General features: G+C 71.0%; 11 protein-coding genes. 3 read left to right on the top strand and 8 right to left on the bottom strand.

The genetic code is table 11. The features are described 5' to 3' along the window. Positions 1 to 18: 18 nt before the first annotated feature. The 7 genes from ACZ60M_RS17510 to ACZ60M_RS17480 all read right to left on the bottom strand — a co-directional run bounded on the left by ACZ60M_RS17510 (position 19) and on the right by ACZ60M_RS17480 (position 13,712). Positions 19 to 1,233, bottom strand: coding sequence for an ArsB/NhaD family transporter (locus ACZ60M_RS17510; protein WP_465419264.1), 1,215 nt, complete (start codon positions 1,231 to 1,233; stop codon positions 19 to 21). 115 nt (positions 1,234 to 1,348) lie between these two features. Beyond that, positions 1,349 to 2,008 (bottom strand): hypothetical protein, encoded by a 660-nt coding sequence (locus tag ACZ60M_RS17505; RefSeq protein ID WP_465419262.1) that lies wholly within the window; start codon positions 2,006 to 2,008, stop codon positions 1,349 to 1,351. A 93-nt stretch (positions 2,009 to 2,101) separates the two neighbouring features. After that, positions 2,102 to 4,702: an ATP-dependent chaperone ClpB gene (clpB, locus tag ACZ60M_RS17500; protein ID WP_465419261.1), complete on the bottom strand. Its 2,601-nt coding sequence runs from the start codon at positions 4,700 to 4,702 to the stop codon at positions 2,102 to 2,104. Positions 4,703 to 4,926: 224 nt separating this feature from the next. Then, positions 4,927 to 5,622 carry a hypothetical protein gene (locus tag ACZ60M_RS17495; RefSeq protein WP_465419260.1) on the bottom strand — a complete coding sequence of 232 codons (696 nt, stop codon included), beginning with the start codon at positions 5,620 to 5,622 and terminating at the stop codon, positions 4,927 to 4,929. Between the two features lie 116 nt (positions 5,623 to 5,738). Beyond that, positions 5,739 to 10,673 carry a DNA repair ATPase gene (locus ACZ60M_RS17490; RefSeq protein WP_465419258.1) on the bottom strand — a complete coding sequence of 1,645 codons (4,935 nt, stop codon included), beginning with the start codon at positions 10,671 to 10,673 and terminating at the stop codon, positions 5,739 to 5,741. A gap of 76 nt (positions 10,674 to 10,749) precedes the next feature. Continuing rightward, positions 10,750 to 12,846, bottom strand: a complete 2,097-nt coding sequence (locus ACZ60M_RS17485) for a flotillin family protein (RefSeq protein WP_465419256.1) — start codon at positions 12,844 to 12,846, stop codon at positions 10,750 to 10,752. Between the two features lie 212 nt (positions 12,847 to 13,058). Then, a complete protein-coding gene (locus tag ACZ60M_RS17480) occupies positions 13,059 to 13,712 on the bottom strand; it encodes a hypothetical protein (protein ID WP_465419254.1) in 654 nt (217 codons plus the stop codon). 335 nt (positions 13,713 to 14,047) lie between these two features. On the opposite strand from ACZ60M_RS17480, the gene ACZ60M_RS17475 reads away from it, so the two are divergent. Together ACZ60M_RS17475 and ACZ60M_RS17470 are read left to right on the top strand one after the other, a co-directional pair. Further along, complete coding sequence (locus tag ACZ60M_RS17475; RefSeq protein ID WP_465419252.1) at positions 14,048 to 16,465, top strand: FtsK/SpoIIIE domain-containing protein; 2,418 nt, start codon at positions 14,048 to 14,050, stop codon at positions 16,463 to 16,465. Then, positions 16,462 to 17,088, top strand: coding sequence for a hypothetical protein (locus ACZ60M_RS17470; protein WP_465419251.1), 627 nt, complete (start codon positions 16,462 to 16,464; stop codon positions 17,086 to 17,088). The genes ACZ60M_RS17475 and ACZ60M_RS17470 overlap by 4 nt, the downstream gene beginning before the upstream one ends. 194 nt (positions 17,089 to 17,282) lie before the next feature. On the opposite strand, the gene ACZ60M_RS17465 is transcribed toward ACZ60M_RS17470, so the two are convergent. Beyond that, positions 17,283 to 18,293 (bottom strand): NADP-dependent oxidoreductase, encoded by a 1,011-nt coding sequence (locus ACZ60M_RS17465; protein ID WP_465419250.1) that lies wholly within the window; start codon positions 18,291 to 18,293, stop codon positions 17,283 to 17,285. A gap of 81 nt (positions 18,294 to 18,374) precedes the next feature. Between ACZ60M_RS17465 and ACZ60M_RS17460 the strand changes: the two genes are divergently transcribed. Continuing rightward, a complete protein-coding gene (locus tag ACZ60M_RS17460) occupies positions 18,375 to 18,953 on the top strand; it encodes a TetR/AcrR family transcriptional regulator (RefSeq protein WP_465419248.1) in 579 nt (192 codons plus the stop codon). The last annotated feature ends 33 nt before the right edge of the window (positions 18,954 to 18,986 follow it).

Raw genomic sequence — 18,986 nt, 5'->3', positions numbered from 1 at the left:
CTCCATAGTGCACTTGCGTCAGAGCCACAGGAGTGCTGCGAGGCCCGCCGCGGTGCCGAGCGCGGCGAGGAGCGCGCCGAGGGCGATGAAGCGGCCCATGGGGACGCGCAGCGGCTCGGGCGCGCCCGAGCGGACGAGGTCGAACCAGAGCAGGGTCGCCATCGAGGCCCACGGGAGGATGAGCGGGCCGACGTTCGTGCCGATGAGCAGGCCCAGCAGCGCGGTCGTCTCGCCGGGCGGCACGACCGCTTCGACGGCGGTGTAGGCGGGGAGGTTGTTGACGAGGTTCGACAGGCCCGCGCCGGTGAGCCCGGCCCTGATCGCCGCGCCGTCGCCGGACCCGGAGCCGATGAGCGCCGCGACCGCGTCGGCGCCGCCGTGGAGCATGACCGCCGGGACCACCAGGAACAGCCCGGCGGTGAGCACGAGGAGCCGCCACGGGAGGAGCTTCCAGGTCAGCAGGTCGCGGCGGCGGCGCAGGCAGTGGACGAGGAGGAGCCCGGCCGCGCACGTCGAGACGATCTGGATGGGCGCGTCCGCGACGACGGCGGCGACGAATCCGGCGGTCACGAGTGCGGCCGTCACGAGCAGGCGCTTGTCGGCGACGGCCGGGAGGCGGTCGGGCACGAGGTAGCGGTCGAGCTCGCGGTGGCGGCGGCGCCAGAACCCGAACCACAGGCACAGTGCGGTGGCGGCGAGCACCGCGAGCTGCGGCGCCCACATGCGGGCGGCGAAGTCGAGCGGGTCGAGGCCGATCCGGTCGGCGGCGAGGAGGTTCGTCAGGTTGGAGACGGGCAGGAGCAGGCTCGCGGTGTTGGCGAGCCAGACCGCGGTCACCGCGAGCCCGAGCGCGGGCGCGCGGGTCGCCGCCGCGAGGGCGAGCATGACGGGGGTGAGCAGCACGATCGTCGTGTCGAGGTTGAGGAAGACGGTGGTCGCGGTGGCGAGCGCGAAGCAGCACGCGAACAGCGCGGCGTGGCTGCCGCGACCGAAGCGGGCGAGCGCGGCTGCGGCGAGGTCGAACAGCTGCGAGGCCTGGACGATCGCGACCATGACCATGACGGTGCCGAGGAACAGCACGAGCGGCGCGACCCGGCCGAGGTTCGCGAGCGCGTCCGCGGTGGGGAGCACACCGGTGGCCCAGCACAGCAGCCCGGTGGCGAGAATGCCCAGGCTGACGAGGTCGAGAGGGTCGAGGCGGAGCGATCTCGCGCGGGCCGGAGCATTCGTCACTGGCTCAATGGTAGGAACGGCCCGAGCCCGCGGCCACGATGAGTGACGGAGTCGCAGGGTGACACGCGCGGGCGGGAATCGCTGCCGCCGGACGACCGCCGGGAGGTCCGCCGGCCTACGTCGACCAGTAGGTGTAGCGGTGGACCGCGTGCTCGCTGTCGATCAGGAAGCTCTCCTGCGTCTGCCAGCGGCCGTCCCTGCCGGTGCGCTGGTACATGATGCCGCTGCCGCCGCCGAACATTGCCAGGGTGCGGACGGAGTCGTCCCTGGAACCGGCGGCCCGGCCGCCGCCCCATGGGTTCGAGGACGTGCGGTCGTCCTTGCGACGCTCGAAGTCCCTGCGCAGGATGTCGGCGACAGAGCGGGCGATGCTCGCGAGCGCTTCGTGACGCGAGGTGTGCGGCACCGGGTCCGGTTCCGCGAAGACGCTGAGCTTCACCGCCGCGATCCGTGCGGCGATCGGATGGACCGGGAGCAGTCCTCTGCTGATCTCGTTGATCGCGGCCTGGATGCCCGGGTAGGGGTCCGGGGAGGGCTCGGCGGTGCGTTCGGTGCCGCCGTCCAGCACCAGCCAGGGCCGGTTCCCCGGCAGCTCCCGGTAGATCCAGCGCGCCTCGAGTCCGTCGTACATGGCCTTGCAGGAATAGCAGTGCCAGACGGACGGAGGTACGAATCGCTCCACTCGGGCCGGTTCGAGGGCCGCTGACCCGCGGCGACCGCAGAAGTCGCACACCGATCCGGCGTTGCGGCCTGAGGAGTTCGAGACTGTAGCCATGCCCGGAGGGTATTGGCGTCGGCTCGGGACCGGTCCCGAGTCCGGGCCGGAGCGGAGCAACCGCTCCGGCCCGGACTCGAAGTGGCCCCGGTGTCAGCGCTTGGCGACGGTGAGTTTGTCGCCTTGGTCGGAGACGCCGACTTCTACGGTGTCGCCGTCGGTGATCTTGCCTTCCAGGAGGTCTCTGGAGAGCGGGTCGCCGATGGCGGTTTGGATGAGGCGGCGGAGGGGGCGGGCGCCGTAGACCGGGTCGAAGCCTCGGTCGGCGAGCCAGGTCTTCGCGGCGTCGTTGACGTCGAGCTTCAGGCGCCGGGTCTCCATGCGGTGCTCCAGGAACCGGAGCTGGACGTCCACGATGGACTTGAGGTGGTCGTGGGCGAGCGCGTGGAAGATGACGATGTCGTCGAGGCGGTTGAGGAACTCCGGCTTGAAGTGGGTTCGGATCGCGGCCATGACCTGGTCTCGTTTCGCCGCGTCCTCCAGGAGCGGGTCGACCAGGGCCGACGAGCCCAGGTTCGAGGTCATGATGAGGATGACGTTGCGGAAGTCGACCGTGCGGCCCTGGCCGTCGGTCAGGCGGCCGTCGTCCAGGACCTGCAAGAGAGTGTCGAAGACTCTCGGGTGCGCCTTCTCGACCTCGTCGAGGAGGACCACCGAATACGGGCGGCGGCGCACGGGTTCGGTGAGCTGGCCGCCCTCCTCGTAGCCGACGTAGCCGGGCGGGGCGCCGATGAGGCGGGCCACCGAATGCTGCTCGGTGTACTCGCCCATGTCGATGCGGATCATCGCGCGGTCGTCGTCGAACATGAACTGCGCCAAGGCCTTCGCCAGCTCGGTCTTGCCGACGCCGGTGGGCCCGGCGAAAATGAAGGAGCCGGTGGGCCGGTTCGGGTCCGAGAGGCCCGCGCGGGCGCGGCGGAGCGCATCGGAGACGACGGTGACCGCTTCGAGCTGCCCGACGACGCGCTCGCCGAGAACCTCCTCGGCGTGCAGGAGTTTGTGGGTCTCCGATTCCTGGAGCCGCCCGGCGGGGATGCCCGTCCAGGCCGAGACGACGTCGGCGATCTCGTCGGCGTCGATCTCCTCCTTGAGCATCGGCTGGTGCGCCGGGTCGGTGTCGGCGCTGGCGAGTTCGGCCTCGGCGTCGGCGAGCTGCTGCTCGAGTTCGGGGATGCGCCCGTAGCGCAGCTGCGCGGCCTTCTCGAGGTCGTATTCGCGTTCGGCGCGTTCGGCCTGCGTGCGGAGGTCGTCGAGTTCTTCTTTGAGCTCGGAGACCTTGCCGATGCGGTTCTTCTCGGACTCCCACTGGCGGGAGAGGGCCGCGAGCTTCTCGCGTTCGTCGGCGAGTTCGCGCTGCAGGGACGCGAGGCGCTCGGCGGAGGCCGGGTCGTTCTCGTTCTGGAGGGCGGTCTCCTCGATCTCCAGGCGGCGCACGGAGCGCTCGATCGTGTCGATCTCCTCAGGGCGGGAGTCGATCTCGATGCGCAGGCGGCTCGCGGCCTCGTCGACGAGGTCGATGGCCTTGTCGGGGAGCTGCCGGTCGGGGATGTACCGCGCCGAGAGCTGCGCGGCGGCCACAAGCGCGGAGTCGGTGATGCGCACGCCGTGGTGGACCTCGTACCGCTCCTTGAGTCCGCGGAGGATCGCGACGGTGTCCTCAATGGTGGGTTCGCCGACGTACACCTGCTGGAAGCGGCGTTCGAGCGCGGCGTCCTTCTCGATGTGCTCGCGGTACTCGTTGAGGGTGGTCGCGCCGATCATGTGGAGCTCGCCGCGCGCGAGGGCGGGCTTGAGCATGTTCCCGGCGTCGAGGGAGCCCTCGGACTTCCCGGCGCCGACCATGGTGTGCAGCTCGTCGATGAACGGGATGACCTCGCCGTCGGAGCCCTTGATCTCCTCCATGACGGACTTGAACCGCTCCTCGAACTGGCCGCGGTACTGCGCTCCGGCGATCATGCTGGCGAGGTCGAGGAGGATGACGCGGCGGTTCCGCAGGGATTCGGGGACGTCTCCGGCGACGATGCGCTGGGCGAGCCCCTCGACGATCGCGGTCTTGCCGACGCCGGGCTCGCCGATGAGGACCGGGTTGTTCTTGGTGCGGCGCGAGAGCACTTGGATGACGCGGCGGATCTCGGTGTCGCGGCCGATCACGGGGTCCACTTTGCCCGACCGGGCGGTCTCGGTGAGGTCGACGCCGTACTTCTCGAGGGCCTTGTACCCCTGCTCGGGGTCGGCGGTGGAGATCTTGCGGTCGCCGCCGCGCAGGGTGGGGAAGGCGCTGATGAGCTTCTTGTCGGTGGCGCCCTCGGCGGCGAGGAAGGTGCTGACGTCGCCTCCTGCCTGGGCGAGGCCGGTGATGAGGTGCTCGGTGGAGACGTACTCGTCGCCGTAGTCGGTGGCGATCTTGTCGGCGGCGTTGATGGCGCGCAAGGACTCCCGGGCCATGGACGGCTCGGAGACCGAGGGCCCGGAGGCGGACGGGAGCTCGTCGATGCGCCGCTCGGTCTCGGCCGAGACGGTGCCGGGGGTGACGCCGACGAGCTGGAGCAGGCCCGGCGCGGTGGAGCCGTCGACGGTGAGGAGCGCGTCGAGGATGTGCCAGGGTTCGACGGCCGGGTTCCCTCCGGCGGCCGCGGTGCGCGCGGCCTGGGAGATCACTTCTCGGCTCTTGGTGGTCAAACGGTTGACGTCCACGGTTCCCCTGTTCCTCTGCGTTCCCCAGGAAGGCCGCTGCGCGGTCGGCTGCCGACGCGACCCGAAGTTGAGTGTAGCCGACTCAACTTCTGGGAACGGCCTGATCCGTTTCGCCCGTAGCGTAAAGCCCCGGACGCGGGGGCTCCGGCATTCCCCGCCGATCGGCGCCTGCGGACGCAGCAGGGCCCCGAACCTATCGGATCGGGGCCCTGGTCGTTCGCGCGCTACTTCTTGGCGGTGCTGAGGCCGAAGATCGACTTGATCTTGTCGAGGAAGGACGGCTTGGCCGACTTCTCCTCGGACTTCGCGTCGCTCTCGATGGCGGGGGCTTCCGCCTGGGACGGGACGGTCTTCTCGGGGTCGGCCGGGACCTCTTCGGGCTCGTCGATCGCCTCGGCGACGGGCTCGACGACCTCGTCGGCCTTGGTCTCGACGACCTCGGGCTCGGCCTCGACGACCGGCTCGGCTTCGGCTTCGGGCTCGTCCACGATCGCGGGCTCGGGGTCGGCGACCGGCTCGGGCTCCTCCGCCGGTTCGGGCTCTGCCGCAACAGGTTCGGCGGGCTCGTCGACGGTTTCCGGCTCGGGTTCGGGCTCCGGCTCGGTGTCCACCGCGGCGACGGGGGTCTCGGGGGCCGCTTCGACCTCGGCCTCGGCGGCTTCCTCGTCCTCGACACCAGCGACGAGCAGCGCGCGGAACTCGGCGACGGTGAGGACCGGGACGCCGGCCTCCTCGGCCTTCTTCACGCGCGCCTCGGCGGGCTTCACGGTGTCGTCGACGACCAGGTGGGTCACGGTCTTGGTGAACTGTTTGGCGAGCGCGACATCAGCGTCGGACTCGGCGATCGCGCGGGCGGTTTCGGCGTCGGGGCCGGTGCCCAAGACGATGATCCGGACCTTATCTCCCGTCTTCGTCGGCACGGGGGACCTCCCTTATTCGGTGGTTTTCGGCTGCAGGGGCACTACGGGCTACGCGCCTAAGCTTTTGTTCAAGAGCGTACCGGGTGGCAAGGGAGGTCCGGGCCAGCGGAGAGGACTTATTCCAGTTCGGCGCCGCTCCTTTGTTGCAGGGCGGTTTCGATGCCCTTCACGCGGTCGGAGAGCAAGGTGATGGCGCCGACGGCCCTCGACATTGGATCGTCGCTCGCGCCGCCGAGGGTCTGCTCGCGCCGGTAGGCCTCTTTCACGGCCTCCCAGCGCGAGGCGCGCTCGGGGGTGAGGCGGCCGCGGAGGTCGGCGAGTTTGAGGAGGTTCGCCTCCGCGCCGGACGCGAGGGTCTGCGCCTCGCCCGCGTAGTGGTCGTCGATGACCGCTTCGAGCTCGTCGTCGTTCATGACCGGGACGACCCGTTCGGTGAGCCGGTTCATGTTCCGGTACGAGCCCTGGAGCAGGAACGGCGGCTCGGTGCGGGCGCTGTCGTCCATCGCTGCCGAGGCGATGTACGCGAGATTGTTGGCGAGCACGGTCTTCTGGATGCGCACGAGCTTGCGCAGCACCGACAGGACCTGGTCGAGCTCGCCCGCGCTGTAGGGGTGCCGCAGTGCCGTGGCGTCGGCCGTCGGGTCGCCGCTGGCGAGGCGGATGAGGACCGACGTGTCCGAGCGCTCGCGCCCGGCGAGCGGCGCGGTGACCTTGTTGGAGGTGAGCGCGTTCTCGATGTAGGACTGGGCGAACACCTGGTCGCGGCCGGAGAGGACGTCGCCGAGGTTCCACACGTCGGCGCGGTTGGCGAGCATGTCGGGGATGCGGAACTTCTGCCCCGCCTCGGTGTACGGGTTGCCGGCCATGCACACCGCGAACCGCTTGCCGCGCAGGTCGTACGTGCGGGTGCGGCCGTTCCAGACGCCCTCCATCTTCCGCTGCGCGTCGCACAGCGAGATGAACTTCTGCAGCAGTTCGGGGTTGGTGTGCTGGATGTCGTCGAGGTACAGCAGGACGTTGTTGCCGCATTCGAGCGCGAAGTTGATCTTCTGGACCTCGGCGCGGGCGGTCGCGTTCGGCGCGTCGTCCGGGTCGACGGAGACCGTCTCGTGCCCGAGCGCGGGCCCGTTGACCTTGACCAGGAGCATCCCGAGCCGGTCGGCGACGTACTCCATGAGCGTGGTCTTGCCGTAGCCGGGCGGGGAGATGAGCATGAGCATGCCCGACTGGTCGGTGCGGCGGCCCTCGCCGGAGCCGGCGCCGATCTGCTTGGCGAGGTTCGAGCCGATGAGCGGCAGGTACACGTCGTCGATGAGCTGGTTGCGCACGAACCCGGCCATCGTCTTGGGCTTGAACTCCTCGACGCGGAGGGTGCTGCGGTGGGTCTCGATGAGCTCGCCGCGGCGGCGCTGGTAGGCGCGGTAGCCGGGGAGGACGACGCGGCGGAAGCGGCCGGTGCGGGCCAGGAACTCGTCGAGGCGCAGCGGCAGGACGCGGCCCTCGACGCGGGCGTGCGTGCCGAGCAGGCCGGTGACGCTGCTGGAGAGTTCGGCGGTGACGTCGTACGTGTCGGTCTCGGCGAGGATCACCGCGAGCGCTTCGGGGAGGTCGGCCGCGTCGAAGGACGCTCCGGAGGGACTGTCGAAGCCGTCGGGTTCGGCCTGGTGCAGGAAGGACTCGAGCCAGACGGCGGCGAGCTCCCATTTGGAGGTCATGTCGTCTTCGAGGGCGCGCAGGTCGGATTCGAAGTCGGCCTTGGCGCCCGGGCCGATCTGGCGTTCGAACGCGGCCAGGAGCGAACGGGCCCTTTGGGAGACGGCGAAACCGCCGCTGGGGTCGGCGAGTTCTTCGGCCAGGTACTCCCCCGCGAGGTCGGGGTCGACTTCGAGGGGCAGCAGGTGGTTGTTCAGGTAGTGGTTGACGGCTTCGCCGAGGTCCGCGCCGAGGTCGGCGAGGGCGTCGGCGCGGCCGAACACGGCGCGGGCGCGCGCGAGCGACCGGGCCTGGGTGCGGATCGCGGTCCGCTCCTCCTTCGGGATGCCGTGGCCCCAGTAGAGCTGGGCCGCAGCGCGTTCGGCGGAGCGGTAGCGCAGGAGCCCGGAGGCGGCGTAGAGGCGCAGGGCCTCGGCGAGGATCGCGGCGGCGTCGGCGTCGTGGACGCCGCGCTCGTAGCCTTCGTCGTAGCGTTCGGCCGCGGCGGCAGCGGTGAACGCGGGGAGGTCTTCGGCGAGGAGCTTCGCGGGGCCGTGCTCGGCGAGGAGCGCGGCGGCCAGGTGCTCGGCGCGGTAGACGCCCTCGTTCTCCGAGGGCAGGAACTGGTGCCAGTACGGTTTCGTGTCCGCGAAACCGGGGTCGGTGACCGTGTGGCGGTAGTCGGTGCCGGTGAGGGAGAACGCGAGTGCGTCCCCGGAGGGCACGAGGGTCAGGTCGAGCGGCTGCGTGTTGACGGGGATGCGGTGCTCGCCGAACTTGACGGCGTCGCCGTCGAAGAGGTCGAGGCGGTCGCTGAGGGCGCGCCCGGCCTCGGCGCGGGCGGCGCTGATGCGGCCCTCGATCTCCTCGGCGCGGACGGTGTCGTCGAGGCCGCGGAGCTCCGCGATGACCTTGCGCAGGCGCTCGACCATCGGGTCCGTGGCGAAGTACGTGTTGACTTCGTCCAGTGAGGACAGTGTGGCGGTGCGGCGGGCCACGGCCTCCAGGATGCGGGCGGCCGACTGCGCGAGCTGCTCGGCGCGGCGGGCGGCCTCGTCCAAGAGGTGCTGCTTGCGGGAGGAGAACGCCTCGTAGACGTCGGTACGCTTGTCCGCCAGTCGGTTCAGGAACTCGTCGAAGTCCGCGAAGCGGGTCTCCAGGTTCTCGACGGTGAGGAGGAGCCTGCCGAGTTGTTCGTCGCACGCGGCGGGCGTGTCGGCGGCGGCGATCGCGGCGGTGACGGACTGGCCGAGGAGCGCGAACTCGGCGGCGAACTCCGCTTTCCCTTCGCCCACAGCGAGTTCGCGGCGTCGCGCGGCGAGTGTCGCGCGGGCGCGGTTGACGGCGGCGAGCACTTCGGAGACGCGCCCTAGGATCGCGGTGCGCACGACGGCGTCGCCGATCTCCAGGGTCGCAACGACTTCGGTGAGGGTTTCGAGGCCGCGCTGGCGCTCGTCGAGGTCTCCCAGGAGCGGGTCGGACTCGGCGACTGAAGCGATGGCCTCGGCTTTGCGTTCGAGGTCGGCGACCTGCTCGAAGTAGGCGGTGAACGCGTCCTCCCGTTCGAGGAACGCGACGGCGCGGCGGCCGGTGGAGTCGAGGGTCTCGGTGACCTCGGCGGCGAGCGCGTCGAGCCCGGCGAGGTCGATGTAGCGGGTCTCGCGGAGGGTGACGAGGTGGCCGCCCGCGCCGCGCAGCTCGGCGAGGAGCGCGACCCAGTCGGCGGCGGATTTGGGGGCCTCGCCGCGGGCGCGGCGCAGGAGCTTGACCGTGCCGGTCTGCGCTTCCTCAAGGGCCTTTTGGGCTTCGGTCGTGAGCTCGGCGACCGTGGCGTACTCGTCGAGGACGGCTTCTGCGGTGTCGCGGACGCGGGCGAGGCTCTCGTCGAGGTCGTGGAGTCCCTCGTCGCCGAGCCACGGGTAGTCGTCGAGGCAGCGGGTCGCGGCACTGATGAGCGCTTCGAAGACCGCCTGGGCCGGTTGCATCTCGCGGACCATGCGGGCGACGGAGAGCGCGTCGGAGACGGCGCGCACGGCCTCGGCGTTGCCGATGCGGTGGACGGGGGTGTCGCCCGTTTCCGTTGCGGCGGCGTGGGCTTCGGAGACGAAGGGGGTCGACCAGATCTGCATCGGGTGGACGCGGGTGGCCTCTTCGCCGGTGAAGCGGAAGGCCGCGAGGGTGCCGTCGTCGAAGACCGCGTAGCCGTGGACGCTCATCGGCGCGGCCACTTCCTTGCGGATGACGTTGTAGGGCAGGAGGAGCGAGCGGCCCTCGGTCTGGCTGTAGAAGATGAAGAGGACGTCTTCGCCGTTGGGCGAGCGGATCACGCGCTTGAAGCGGAGGTCGGCGACGTCGTGGTCGAAGGTCTTGAGCTTGCCTTCGTTGAGGTAGTAGCCGCCGGGGAAGATGAGCCCGTGGTCCTCGGGGAGGCGGCGGCAGGCCTGGCCGATGGCGTCGGCGCGGACGATGGTCCCCGTGCGGGAGTTGAAGATCAGGTACCGGGTGACGGTCTCCTTGTAGGGGAGGATCTTCAGGAGGATGAGGGGGCCGACGCGGGTGTAGGCGATCTCGGCGTCGGCGAGGGACTGGAGGGGCTCGGTGACGGGCTCGCGGTAGATGCCCTCGCCGGAGTCGGTGTTGTCCTCGATCTTGACGGTGAGGTCGCCGTTGATGCACTCGACGAAGATCTCGTCTTCGATGGAGACGTGCGGGTGGCGGCCGGTGACGTGGTGCTCGCGGCCGGTGGGGGTCCACTCGAAGTCGTAGGGCTCGGGCCAGACGGCGTCCGCGTCGCCGCGGGCGTCCATGTAGGACGGTTCCTGGCCGGCGGCGAGCTGCCAGCGCAGGACGCGCTGGTCGGCGAGGTTCTCGCCGATCTTGAAGACGGCGAGGAGGCGGCCGTCGACCTCGCGGACCTGGAGGAGCTCGGTGGACCGGTAGTACCGGTACATCTCGGTGAAGTCGGCGGTGAACTTGGCCTGGTCGAGGAGGTGCCCGGGAGCGGTGACCTCGGTGAACGCGAACTCGTTGTCCTGGCGCTGGAAGTCGTGGAGGGTGAAGACGTCGCCGACGTTCGTCTGGGATTTGAGTCCCATATGGACGTTGTAGCCGAAGAGGAGGCGGTCGCCGACGCGGGCGATGTCGCGGGGCACGCAGTTGTTGGCGGTGCGGATGCGCGTGGTGCCCAGGAGGGTGAGGCCGGTGGAGCCGAAGGCGTCGGTGCGGGCGGTGTTGAGCGCCTCGGCGCGCCCGGCGAGCTCGTCGGCTTCGGCGGCGAGGCGGGAGGAAAGGACCTCGTACGTGCCGGCGTCGAGTGTCGAGGCGGGCGCGGCCTCGGTGGCGGGCTTCTCTTCGGCCATGGGTTCCCCTGGGAGCGTTAGGAGTCGGACGGCTGAGGGACCGCGACCCGGTGCGGGTCGCGGTCCCGTTCACGGCTTACTTGGCGATCTCGAGCGCGGGCTTCTCGGCGACGCCGAGTTCCTTGGCCTTGCCGAGGAGGCCCGACAGCACGTCATGGTCGCCGCCGCCCTGCATGAGCTTCACGAGCGCAGCAGAGACGGTGAGGTTCTTGACGTCCTCGCTGCCGACCCCCGAGAGCACGCCCTTCAGGTCCTCGGCGAACGACGTGGAGCCGTTGCCCCACGAGGCCGCGACCGACTGCGCCACATCGGAGTGCGCGACGAAGCCGTCGACGGCCTTGCCGTAGCCGATCGCGCCGACGACCCGGTCGAAGAACTGGGTGTCGCCGCCGACCAGCGAGATGTCGGCGTTCGCGAGCCCGGCCGAGATGACCCCGGCCTGCTGCTCGGCGATCGAGCGGCGGGCGTCGATCTCCATGCCGCGCAGCTCCTTCTCCATCTCCAGGCGCAGGCGGTACTCCTCGTGCCCGCGGCTCGCGTCGGAAAGCGCGTCCATCGCGGCGGCCTTCTCGGTGAGGCCCGCGGACTCGGCGAGGAGCTTCTCGCGCAGGGCGTTCGCCTCGGCGGTGCCCTTCGCGGCCTGGGCCTCGGCCTCGGCCTGGCCCTTCGCGGCGGTGGCGCTCGCCTCGGCCTTGCCGATGGCGGCGAACGCCTCGGCCTCGGCCAGGCCCTTGGCCTCGGCGGCCTTCGCCTCGGCGAGCCCGCCCTTCTCGATCGCGTCCGCCTCGGCCTCGCGGACCTGGACGGCGGCCAGACCCGGGGCGGCCGCGATGGCCTGGTCCCCTTCGGCCTGGCGGATCTTGGCGCGCGCCTCGAGCTCGGCGGCCTGCTGCGCGGCCTCGGCCTCGGTGAGGCGCTGGCGCGCGAGGTGCTTCGACGCGGCCTCGGCGGCCTCGGCGGCCTTGATGTCCTTGACCAGGCTCTCCTGGGCCTCGGCCTCGGCGAGGATGATCACGCGCTGGCGCTCGCGCTCGGCTTCCTCGGTGGCGCGCAGGCGCTTGATGCCCTCTTCCTGCTCGGCGACGGTCTTCTCGACAGCGATGCGCTCGCGGATGACGTCGGCGATGTCGCGCTTCTGCGCCTCGAGCTCCTTGTTGGCGGCGATGCGGGCGAGCTCTTCCTCGCGCTCGCGGGCGACGACCTCGAGGATGCGGTCCTTCTCGATGCGCTCGGTCTCGACGGCGATGACGCGTTCGCGGTTCTTCTCGGCGACGGCGATCTCGCGGAGGCGGTTCTCGTGCTGGATGCCCGTGGCCTCTTCGGTCCGGATGCGCGCGGTCTCGCTCTTGAGGCGCTCCTCGGCCTGGACCTTCTGGACCTCGGCGGACTCGCGGGCGCGCAGGGTCTCGATCTCGCGCTGCTGGCGGATCTCGGCCTCGGTCTGGCGGCGCTCGAGTTCGAGCACGGCCTCGCGGGCCTCGACGTCCTGGCGCTTGATCTCCTTCTCCTCGGTGCGGCGGTGCTCGTTCGTGGTGACCGCTTCGATCGCGGTGAGCTGGGTGATCTTGCGGATGCCCTGCGCGTCGAGGATGTTCTTGGGGTCGAGCTGCTCCATCGGGGTCTGCTCGAGGTAGTCGATGGCCGCGTCCTCGAGGGAGTACCCGTTGAGGTCGGTGCCGATGACGTTGATGATGCGGTCGCGGAACTCGTCGCGGTTCGTGTAGAGGTCCGTGAAGTCGAGCTGCTTGCCGACGGTCTTGAGCGCCTCGGCGAACTTGGCGTTGAACAGCTCCTGCAGGGTGTCCTGGTCGGAGGCGCGCTTGGTGCCGATGGCCCCGGCGACGTTGATGACGTCCTCGACGGTGGCGTTGACGCGCACGAAGAACGTGATGGAGATGTCGGCGCGGATGTTGTCCTGGCAGATCAGGCCGTCCTTGCCCGCGCGGTTGATCTCGATGGTCTTGACCGAGATGTCCATGTACTCGGCGCGGTGGATGATCGGCAGGACCAGCGCGGAGGTGAAGGACACTTTGCGCGTGCGCAGCTTCGTCACGACGAGGGCCTGGCCCGGCGCGACCTTCCGGTACAGCCGGATGATCATGAGCAGCAGGCCGATGAAGACGACCGCGACGACCACGAACGTGATCAGCGTCGCCGAATTGGTGGCGTCCATGCGATGGTTCCTAACGAGACTTCGGGGGAACGGGGACAAGCGTGCGGCGCGTGTTGTCAGCGTCGCGGCGGGCGTGATCACACACTAGCCAAACCGCGCCATGCCGTGGGTACTCGCGGTCCCGGGCGGCACGAATCGGGGAGCGCGCAAAACGGTCACCGCGTGGCAATACCTTGCGGTCCACTGTGATGCGGGCCGGTGCGGGCGCGGGCTCAGGCCTCCAGGACGACATCCGGCGGGAGCGCCACCGGCACGACCAGGAACACCTTCCCGACCTCGTCGTAGTCGAAGACGACGACCTTCGAGTGGCGCGCGAACAGCTCCGGGTCGAGGCCTTCGGGCTCGTGCGGGGAGCGGCGGACGTTGATGAGGAGCACGTTGCCTTCGTCATCGGTGATCTCGGCCTGGCCGGCGTCCAGCGAGACGGTGCCGGTGCGCACCACGCACACCTTGCCGACGAGGTCGGCGTGCGCCGTCGCGGGCGCGTCCTCGAAGAGCCGCCCGAGCGGGCGCGTGAGCAGTTTCGCGCCGAGCATCCCGACGCCCATCCCGGCGACGAGCACGGCCGTGCCGGTGAGCGCCGGGGGGATGAACATGTCGGCGCTGCGCACCCAGGTCGTGCCGAGCACGGTCACGATCCAGCCCAAGGTGATCCACAGCGAGAGCACGACGGTGAAGGGGACCGCGCCGAATCCGAAGGCCGACCAGAACCCGCCGCCGGCCTCGAGCTCGCCGTCGCCGACGTCCACGATGTCGACGTCGAGCGCGCCGACGATCACGGTGAGCCAGTACAGGACCACGACGACGAGGCCGAAGGAGAAGACGACCGGAGGGAAGGATAGGGCGATATCCAGAAACTCACTCATGGGGCACGGGTCCTTCTTGGCGAATCCGAGGGGCGGCCCGCGGGCGAGGTGCGGGCGTCTTCGGTGCTGTAGGCGTTCGGGCGGTCTCTCCGGGTCAGCGAGACCGGGCCTGCTTCTAGGGTAATGCACGCGCCCCTTCCGGGGAAGGTTGCGCAAAGCGGACGGTAGGGGGCGAGGCGGCGACTGCGGCCCGGCCGAGGTGCCTGCGCGCGATATGGTGTGACCGGTCGAACAGCCGGTCCGCCCTCGGTGTGCCGACTGCGCGAGCGCCGCGTGCGCGAGCGCCACCCGTGCAAGCTCGGCCTGTGCACCCTCACATCGTGCAAGGAGGTCCGGTGCCCGGTTTCCAGACCGCGCTGGCGAACGCGGCCGCGGGCTGCGACGCCGCCGCCGCCCGCCTCGCCCAGGTCGCGCAGCGCCTCGGCGACGCCGCCTTCCAGACCCCTGTGGACCCCGAACTGCTCGCGGCCGAACGCCAGATCGCGGACGCGGCCGCCGCCTCCGCGCAGCAGCTGCGCACCGACCCCGGGCTCCTGCACGCCGGTCGCGTCCTGCTCCACGAGGGACGCAGCGTGCCGCTCCTGGTGCCGTTCGGCGAACGCGGCCACCTCGCGACCTCCGTGGACGCCCGCGTCGAAGGCGTCGCGAACCTGGTGCGGACCGCGGTCCTCCACGCCGTCGCGACCCGCGAACCGGGCGGGCTGCGCGTGGTCGGCATCGACACCGCGACGCTTGGGGCCTCGTTCGCGCCGCTGCGCCCGCTCGCCGACGCGGGCGTCATCGAAGCGGTCGCCACCGACGCGCGCGCTGCGGCCGACGCCGTCGCGCTCGCCGAATCCCAAGTGGCCGAGCACATCGCGGGTCGCCGCGCGGACCGGATGCTGCTGGTCGTCGCCTCGCTCGGCGACGCGCCCCGCACCCTCGTCGAACGCATCGACGCGCTGGCGCGCTCGGGGCTCGCGCACGGCGTCACCGTCCTCGGCTGCGGCCTGCCCGACCTGCCGCAGGCCGCCGTCATGCACGCTGCGGCGGATCGCGTCGAGATCACGAACCCGCCCGCGGCGCCGTTCGGGCGCGGCGAGCGGCTGGCCGCGCCGGTCGACTGGCCCGAGACCCCCGACCCGGTGTTCGTCTCCGGCGAGGCGCAGCGCCTCGCCGAACGCGCCAAGGCCGCCGCGACGCTCACATTCGCTGATCTCATTCCGGCGCAACCGGAGTCGGGCGACCCGTCGAAGGGCCTGGAGGTCCTCATCGGACGCGACGCGGCCGGGGAGGTGCGCCTCAGGTTCGACGACGCGACCCCGCACTGGCTGGTCGGCGGCCGCACCGGCGGCGGCAAGACCGTGTTCCTCCTCGACGTCCTGTACGGGCTCGCTTCGCGGTACGCCCCTTCGGATCTGGCGCTGTTCCTACTCGACTTCAAGGAAGGCGTCTCGTTCACCGAGTTCATCCCCACCGAGCGCGACCGGAGCTTCATCCCGCACGCGCGCGCGGTCGGCGTCGAATCCGACCGCGAATACGGGCTCGCGGTCCTCAAGACGCTGAACGAGGAGATGACGCGCCGCTCGACGGTGATGAAGCGCTACGGCGTCGCGTCGTTCGCGGGCCTGCGCGGCCACGAGGCGTACCCGCGGATCGTCTGCGTCGCCGACGAGTTCCAAGTGCTCCTCGCCGGGAACGACCGGGTCGCCTCCGAAGCCGTTGCGCTGCTTGAGAACCTGGCCCGCAAGGGCCGCTCGTACGGCGTGCACCTCGTGCTCGCCTCGCAGACGGTCTCCGGGATCGAGGCGCTGTGGGCGAAGAAGGACTCGATCTTCGGGCAGTTCCCGATGCGCATTGCGCTGCCGGGGGCGCGCACGGTGCTGGAGCCCAACAACGATGCGGCGTCGCGGATCTCGCTCGGGCAGGTCGTGGTCAACACCGAGGGCGGCACCGCCGGGGCCGACCGCGTCGCGCGCTTCCCCGACACCGACACGCACGTGATGCACCGGCTGCGCGAGCAGCTCGGCGAGGCCCACACGGGCGTCGGCGCGCCGCGCGTCTTCTACGGCTACCGGCCCGTGCACCTCGCCGAAGCCCTTCCGGGCGAACGCCAACCGGGCCGGGCCCTGCTCGGCCGCGAGGTCTCGCTGCGTCTGGACGCCGCCGGGGTCGACCTCGACCGGCGCCCCGGACGGCACCTGGCCGTGCTCGGCTCCGACCCGGTCGGCGGCGAAGCCCTCGAAGCGGCCGTCGAATGCTTGGCGGGCAACGGCTCCCGGGTGCTCGCCGTCGACTTCACCGGTACCGCCGACCTGCGCGCGGCCACCGACCAGCTCGCACCGGAGGCGTTCGCGGCGTCCCTCGCCGAGATCCCGGACGGGACGATCGTGGCGGCGTGGGGCCTCGACGCGGCCGCGCTGGACATGAAGGCGCAGCAGGCGTTGCGGGCGCTGCTGCGCACCGGGCCCGCGCGGGACGTGCACCTGCTCGGCTGGTGGCGGAACTTCCGGCGGTTCACCGACGACATCGGCGGCAGCGCCGGGCGCGAGGACGTGGCGTGCGCGCTCGTCCTCAACCTCCCCGGCGGCGAGATCATGGGCCACTTCGGGCAGCAGTTCCAGCACTGGAGCCCGCGCGCGGGCAGGGCGCTGCTCATCGACCGGCACGCCGACGCCAGCGCCGGGAAGCTCGTGGTCCCGTTCTCGCGCAGCGAGGAGCCCGGCCCCGGCCAGCAGCGCAGCGCCCCGATGGAGGAGAGGACCCGCCAGTGAGCGCCTTCGACGACTACCTCGCACAGCTGCGCCGCCTCGACGAGGCCCGCCGCACTGCAGACGAGGCCGCCGCGCGGACCGCCACGGCCGCGGAGTCCCTCGGCCAGCGCACGACCCGCCTCGCCGAGCGGGCGGCGGCGCAGCGCGCCGCCGTCGACGACCTGGCCCGCGCCGCCCGCACGCCCCCGCCGCAGCGCGGGGCCGCGCCGCCTTTGAGCGGCGACCCGGTCGCGGATCTCGCTGCGGCAGAGGCGGACCTGCACGGCGCGGCGACGGCGCTGGAGGAGGCGCGGTTCCTCGCGCACCGGCCGCCGTGGCTGCCCAGGTGGCGTTCGGACGAGCGGAACGGCCTCATCTACGGCCTGTTCGCTTTGGTGTGCGTCGTGGTGCAGCTGTTCGTGCTGCGCAACGTGCGCGCCGACGACACGCTGAGCGCGGTGCTCCTCGCGGCGGTGCTCATCGGCTGCCCGCTCGGCGCGTTCGGCCTGGGCTGGCTGACGATCGGTGTGGCCGCCCGCCCCAAGATCGGCGACGAGGACCAGCGCCTCGAACGCAACTACCGCCTCGGCCTCGTCGTCTGCGGCTCAACGCTCATCGTGGCCTGCCTCGGCTTCTTCAGCTAGAGCGCAGCGAGCGAACCCGCGCGACGCCCCGCCGCCAGCCCACGGGCGGCGTTTTCGAACACTGCGGTGTCGGACCCGTGTGGGATCGTCATCGCATTTCTTCGGTTGGTCGGAGGCGGATGCGGGTGGGAAGGGGCACGCCCTACAGCCCGCCCGCCGCGCGCCTCGGCGCGGCGTGCCGCAACGCGTCCGCCTCAGACGCGGACGACCATCTTGCCGGTGTTCTTGCCGCGCATCATGTCGAGGAACGCGTCGACCGAGCGCTCGACACCGTCCACGATGGTCTCGTCGTAGGCGATCTGGCCCTGGCCGAACCATTCGGTCATGCGCGCGCCGAACTCCTCGCGGAGGTGCAGGTAGCCGCCGAGCGTGAAGCCCTTGATAGTGAGGCTCTGCTGGATGATCTTGGCGAGGTTGTCCGGGCCGGGGGTCTTCTCGGTGTTGTTGTACAGGGAGATCGCGCCGCACACGGCGATGCGGCCGTCGCGGTTCATGACGTCGAGCGCGGCTTCGAGGTGGTCGCCGCCGACGTTGTCGAAGAAGACGTCCACGCCTTCGGGGGCGAGGTGTGCGAGCTGCTCGCGCACCGGCCCGTCCTTGTAGTTGAACGCGGCGTCGTAGCCGTACTTCTCGGTGAGGAGCCGCACCTTCTCCGGGCTCCCGGCCGAGCCGATGACGCGACCGGCGCCGAGGAGCTTCGCGATCTGGCCGACGGCCGTGCCGACCGCGCCCGCCGCGCCGGAGACGAAGACCGTGTCACCGGGCTTGAGGCCCGCGATCGCGGTGAGGCCGACGTAAGCAGTCATGCCGGTCATGCCGAGGATGCCCAGGTGCAGCGAAAGCGGCACGCCCGGGATCTCGGGCAAAGCGGTGAACCCGGCGGCGTCCTCCTGGACGAGGTCGCGCCAGCCGTACTGGTGGAGGACGACCGTGCCGACCGGGAGGCCTTCGGCGGCGGACTCGACGACGCGGCCGACGGCCCCGCCGGTCATGGTCTCGCCGAGCGCGAAGGGCGGGATGTAGCTCTTGGCGTCGTTCATGCGCCCGCGCATGTACGGGTCGACTGAGAGGAACGCGTTGGCGACCCGGACCTGCCCGGGGGCGAGCTCGCCGTGCGCGACTTTCTCGGTGCGGAAGTCCTCGTGCACGGGCCAGCCGCTGGGGCGGCGGACGAGCTGGATCTGGGTGCTGACGGCCTCGGTCATGGTGATGTGCTCCTGCAAGTTTTGGAATGGTCGTTACACAAACATATACTGGAACGGTCATTACGCAAAGAGAGGTTCGTCATGGGGCGCACGCAGACGTTCGACACCGCCGAGGCCGTGCGGTCCGCACGCGCCGTCTTCTGGAGGCACGGTTACGAAGCCGCTTCGGTGCCTGCGCTCGAGGCCGCGACCGGCCTGCGCCGGTCGAGCATCTACCACGCGTTCGGCAGCAAAAGGGGCCTGTTCGACGCCGCCGTCGAGTCGTATCTCGACGAGATCGTGCGCCCGCGCCTCGCCCCGCTCACCGGCACGCCCGCACCCAACGCGGTCCTCGACTACCTCACCGGCCTGCGTGAAGCCCTCGAACGCGCCGGATCGGTCATCGCCGCCAACGGATGCCTGCTCATCAACGCCGCCGGGGCCGACATCGCCGACGATGCGGCCGTGCGCGAGACCATCACCGCCTACCGGGCCGAACTCGGCGCAGCCATCGGCAACGGCATCCGCGCCCACCTCGCCGACTTCCCCGAAGCCGACACGCGGCGGCTGACCGAGACCGTCACCGCCCTCGTCGTCGCCGCCTACGCCCTCGCCCGGGTCGACACCGCCAGCGCCGTCCACAGCCTCGACGCCGCGCTCGACCTCATCGACCGCGCCTGAGGAAGCCGAGTCGGAGCGGCCGCGCCCGAGGAG

The sequence above is a fragment of the Glycomyces sp. NPDC050141 genome, assembly GCF_055586545.1.
The sequence above is the reverse complement of the archived record's forward strand: the minus strand, read 5'-3'. Positions and strand labels throughout refer to the sequence as shown.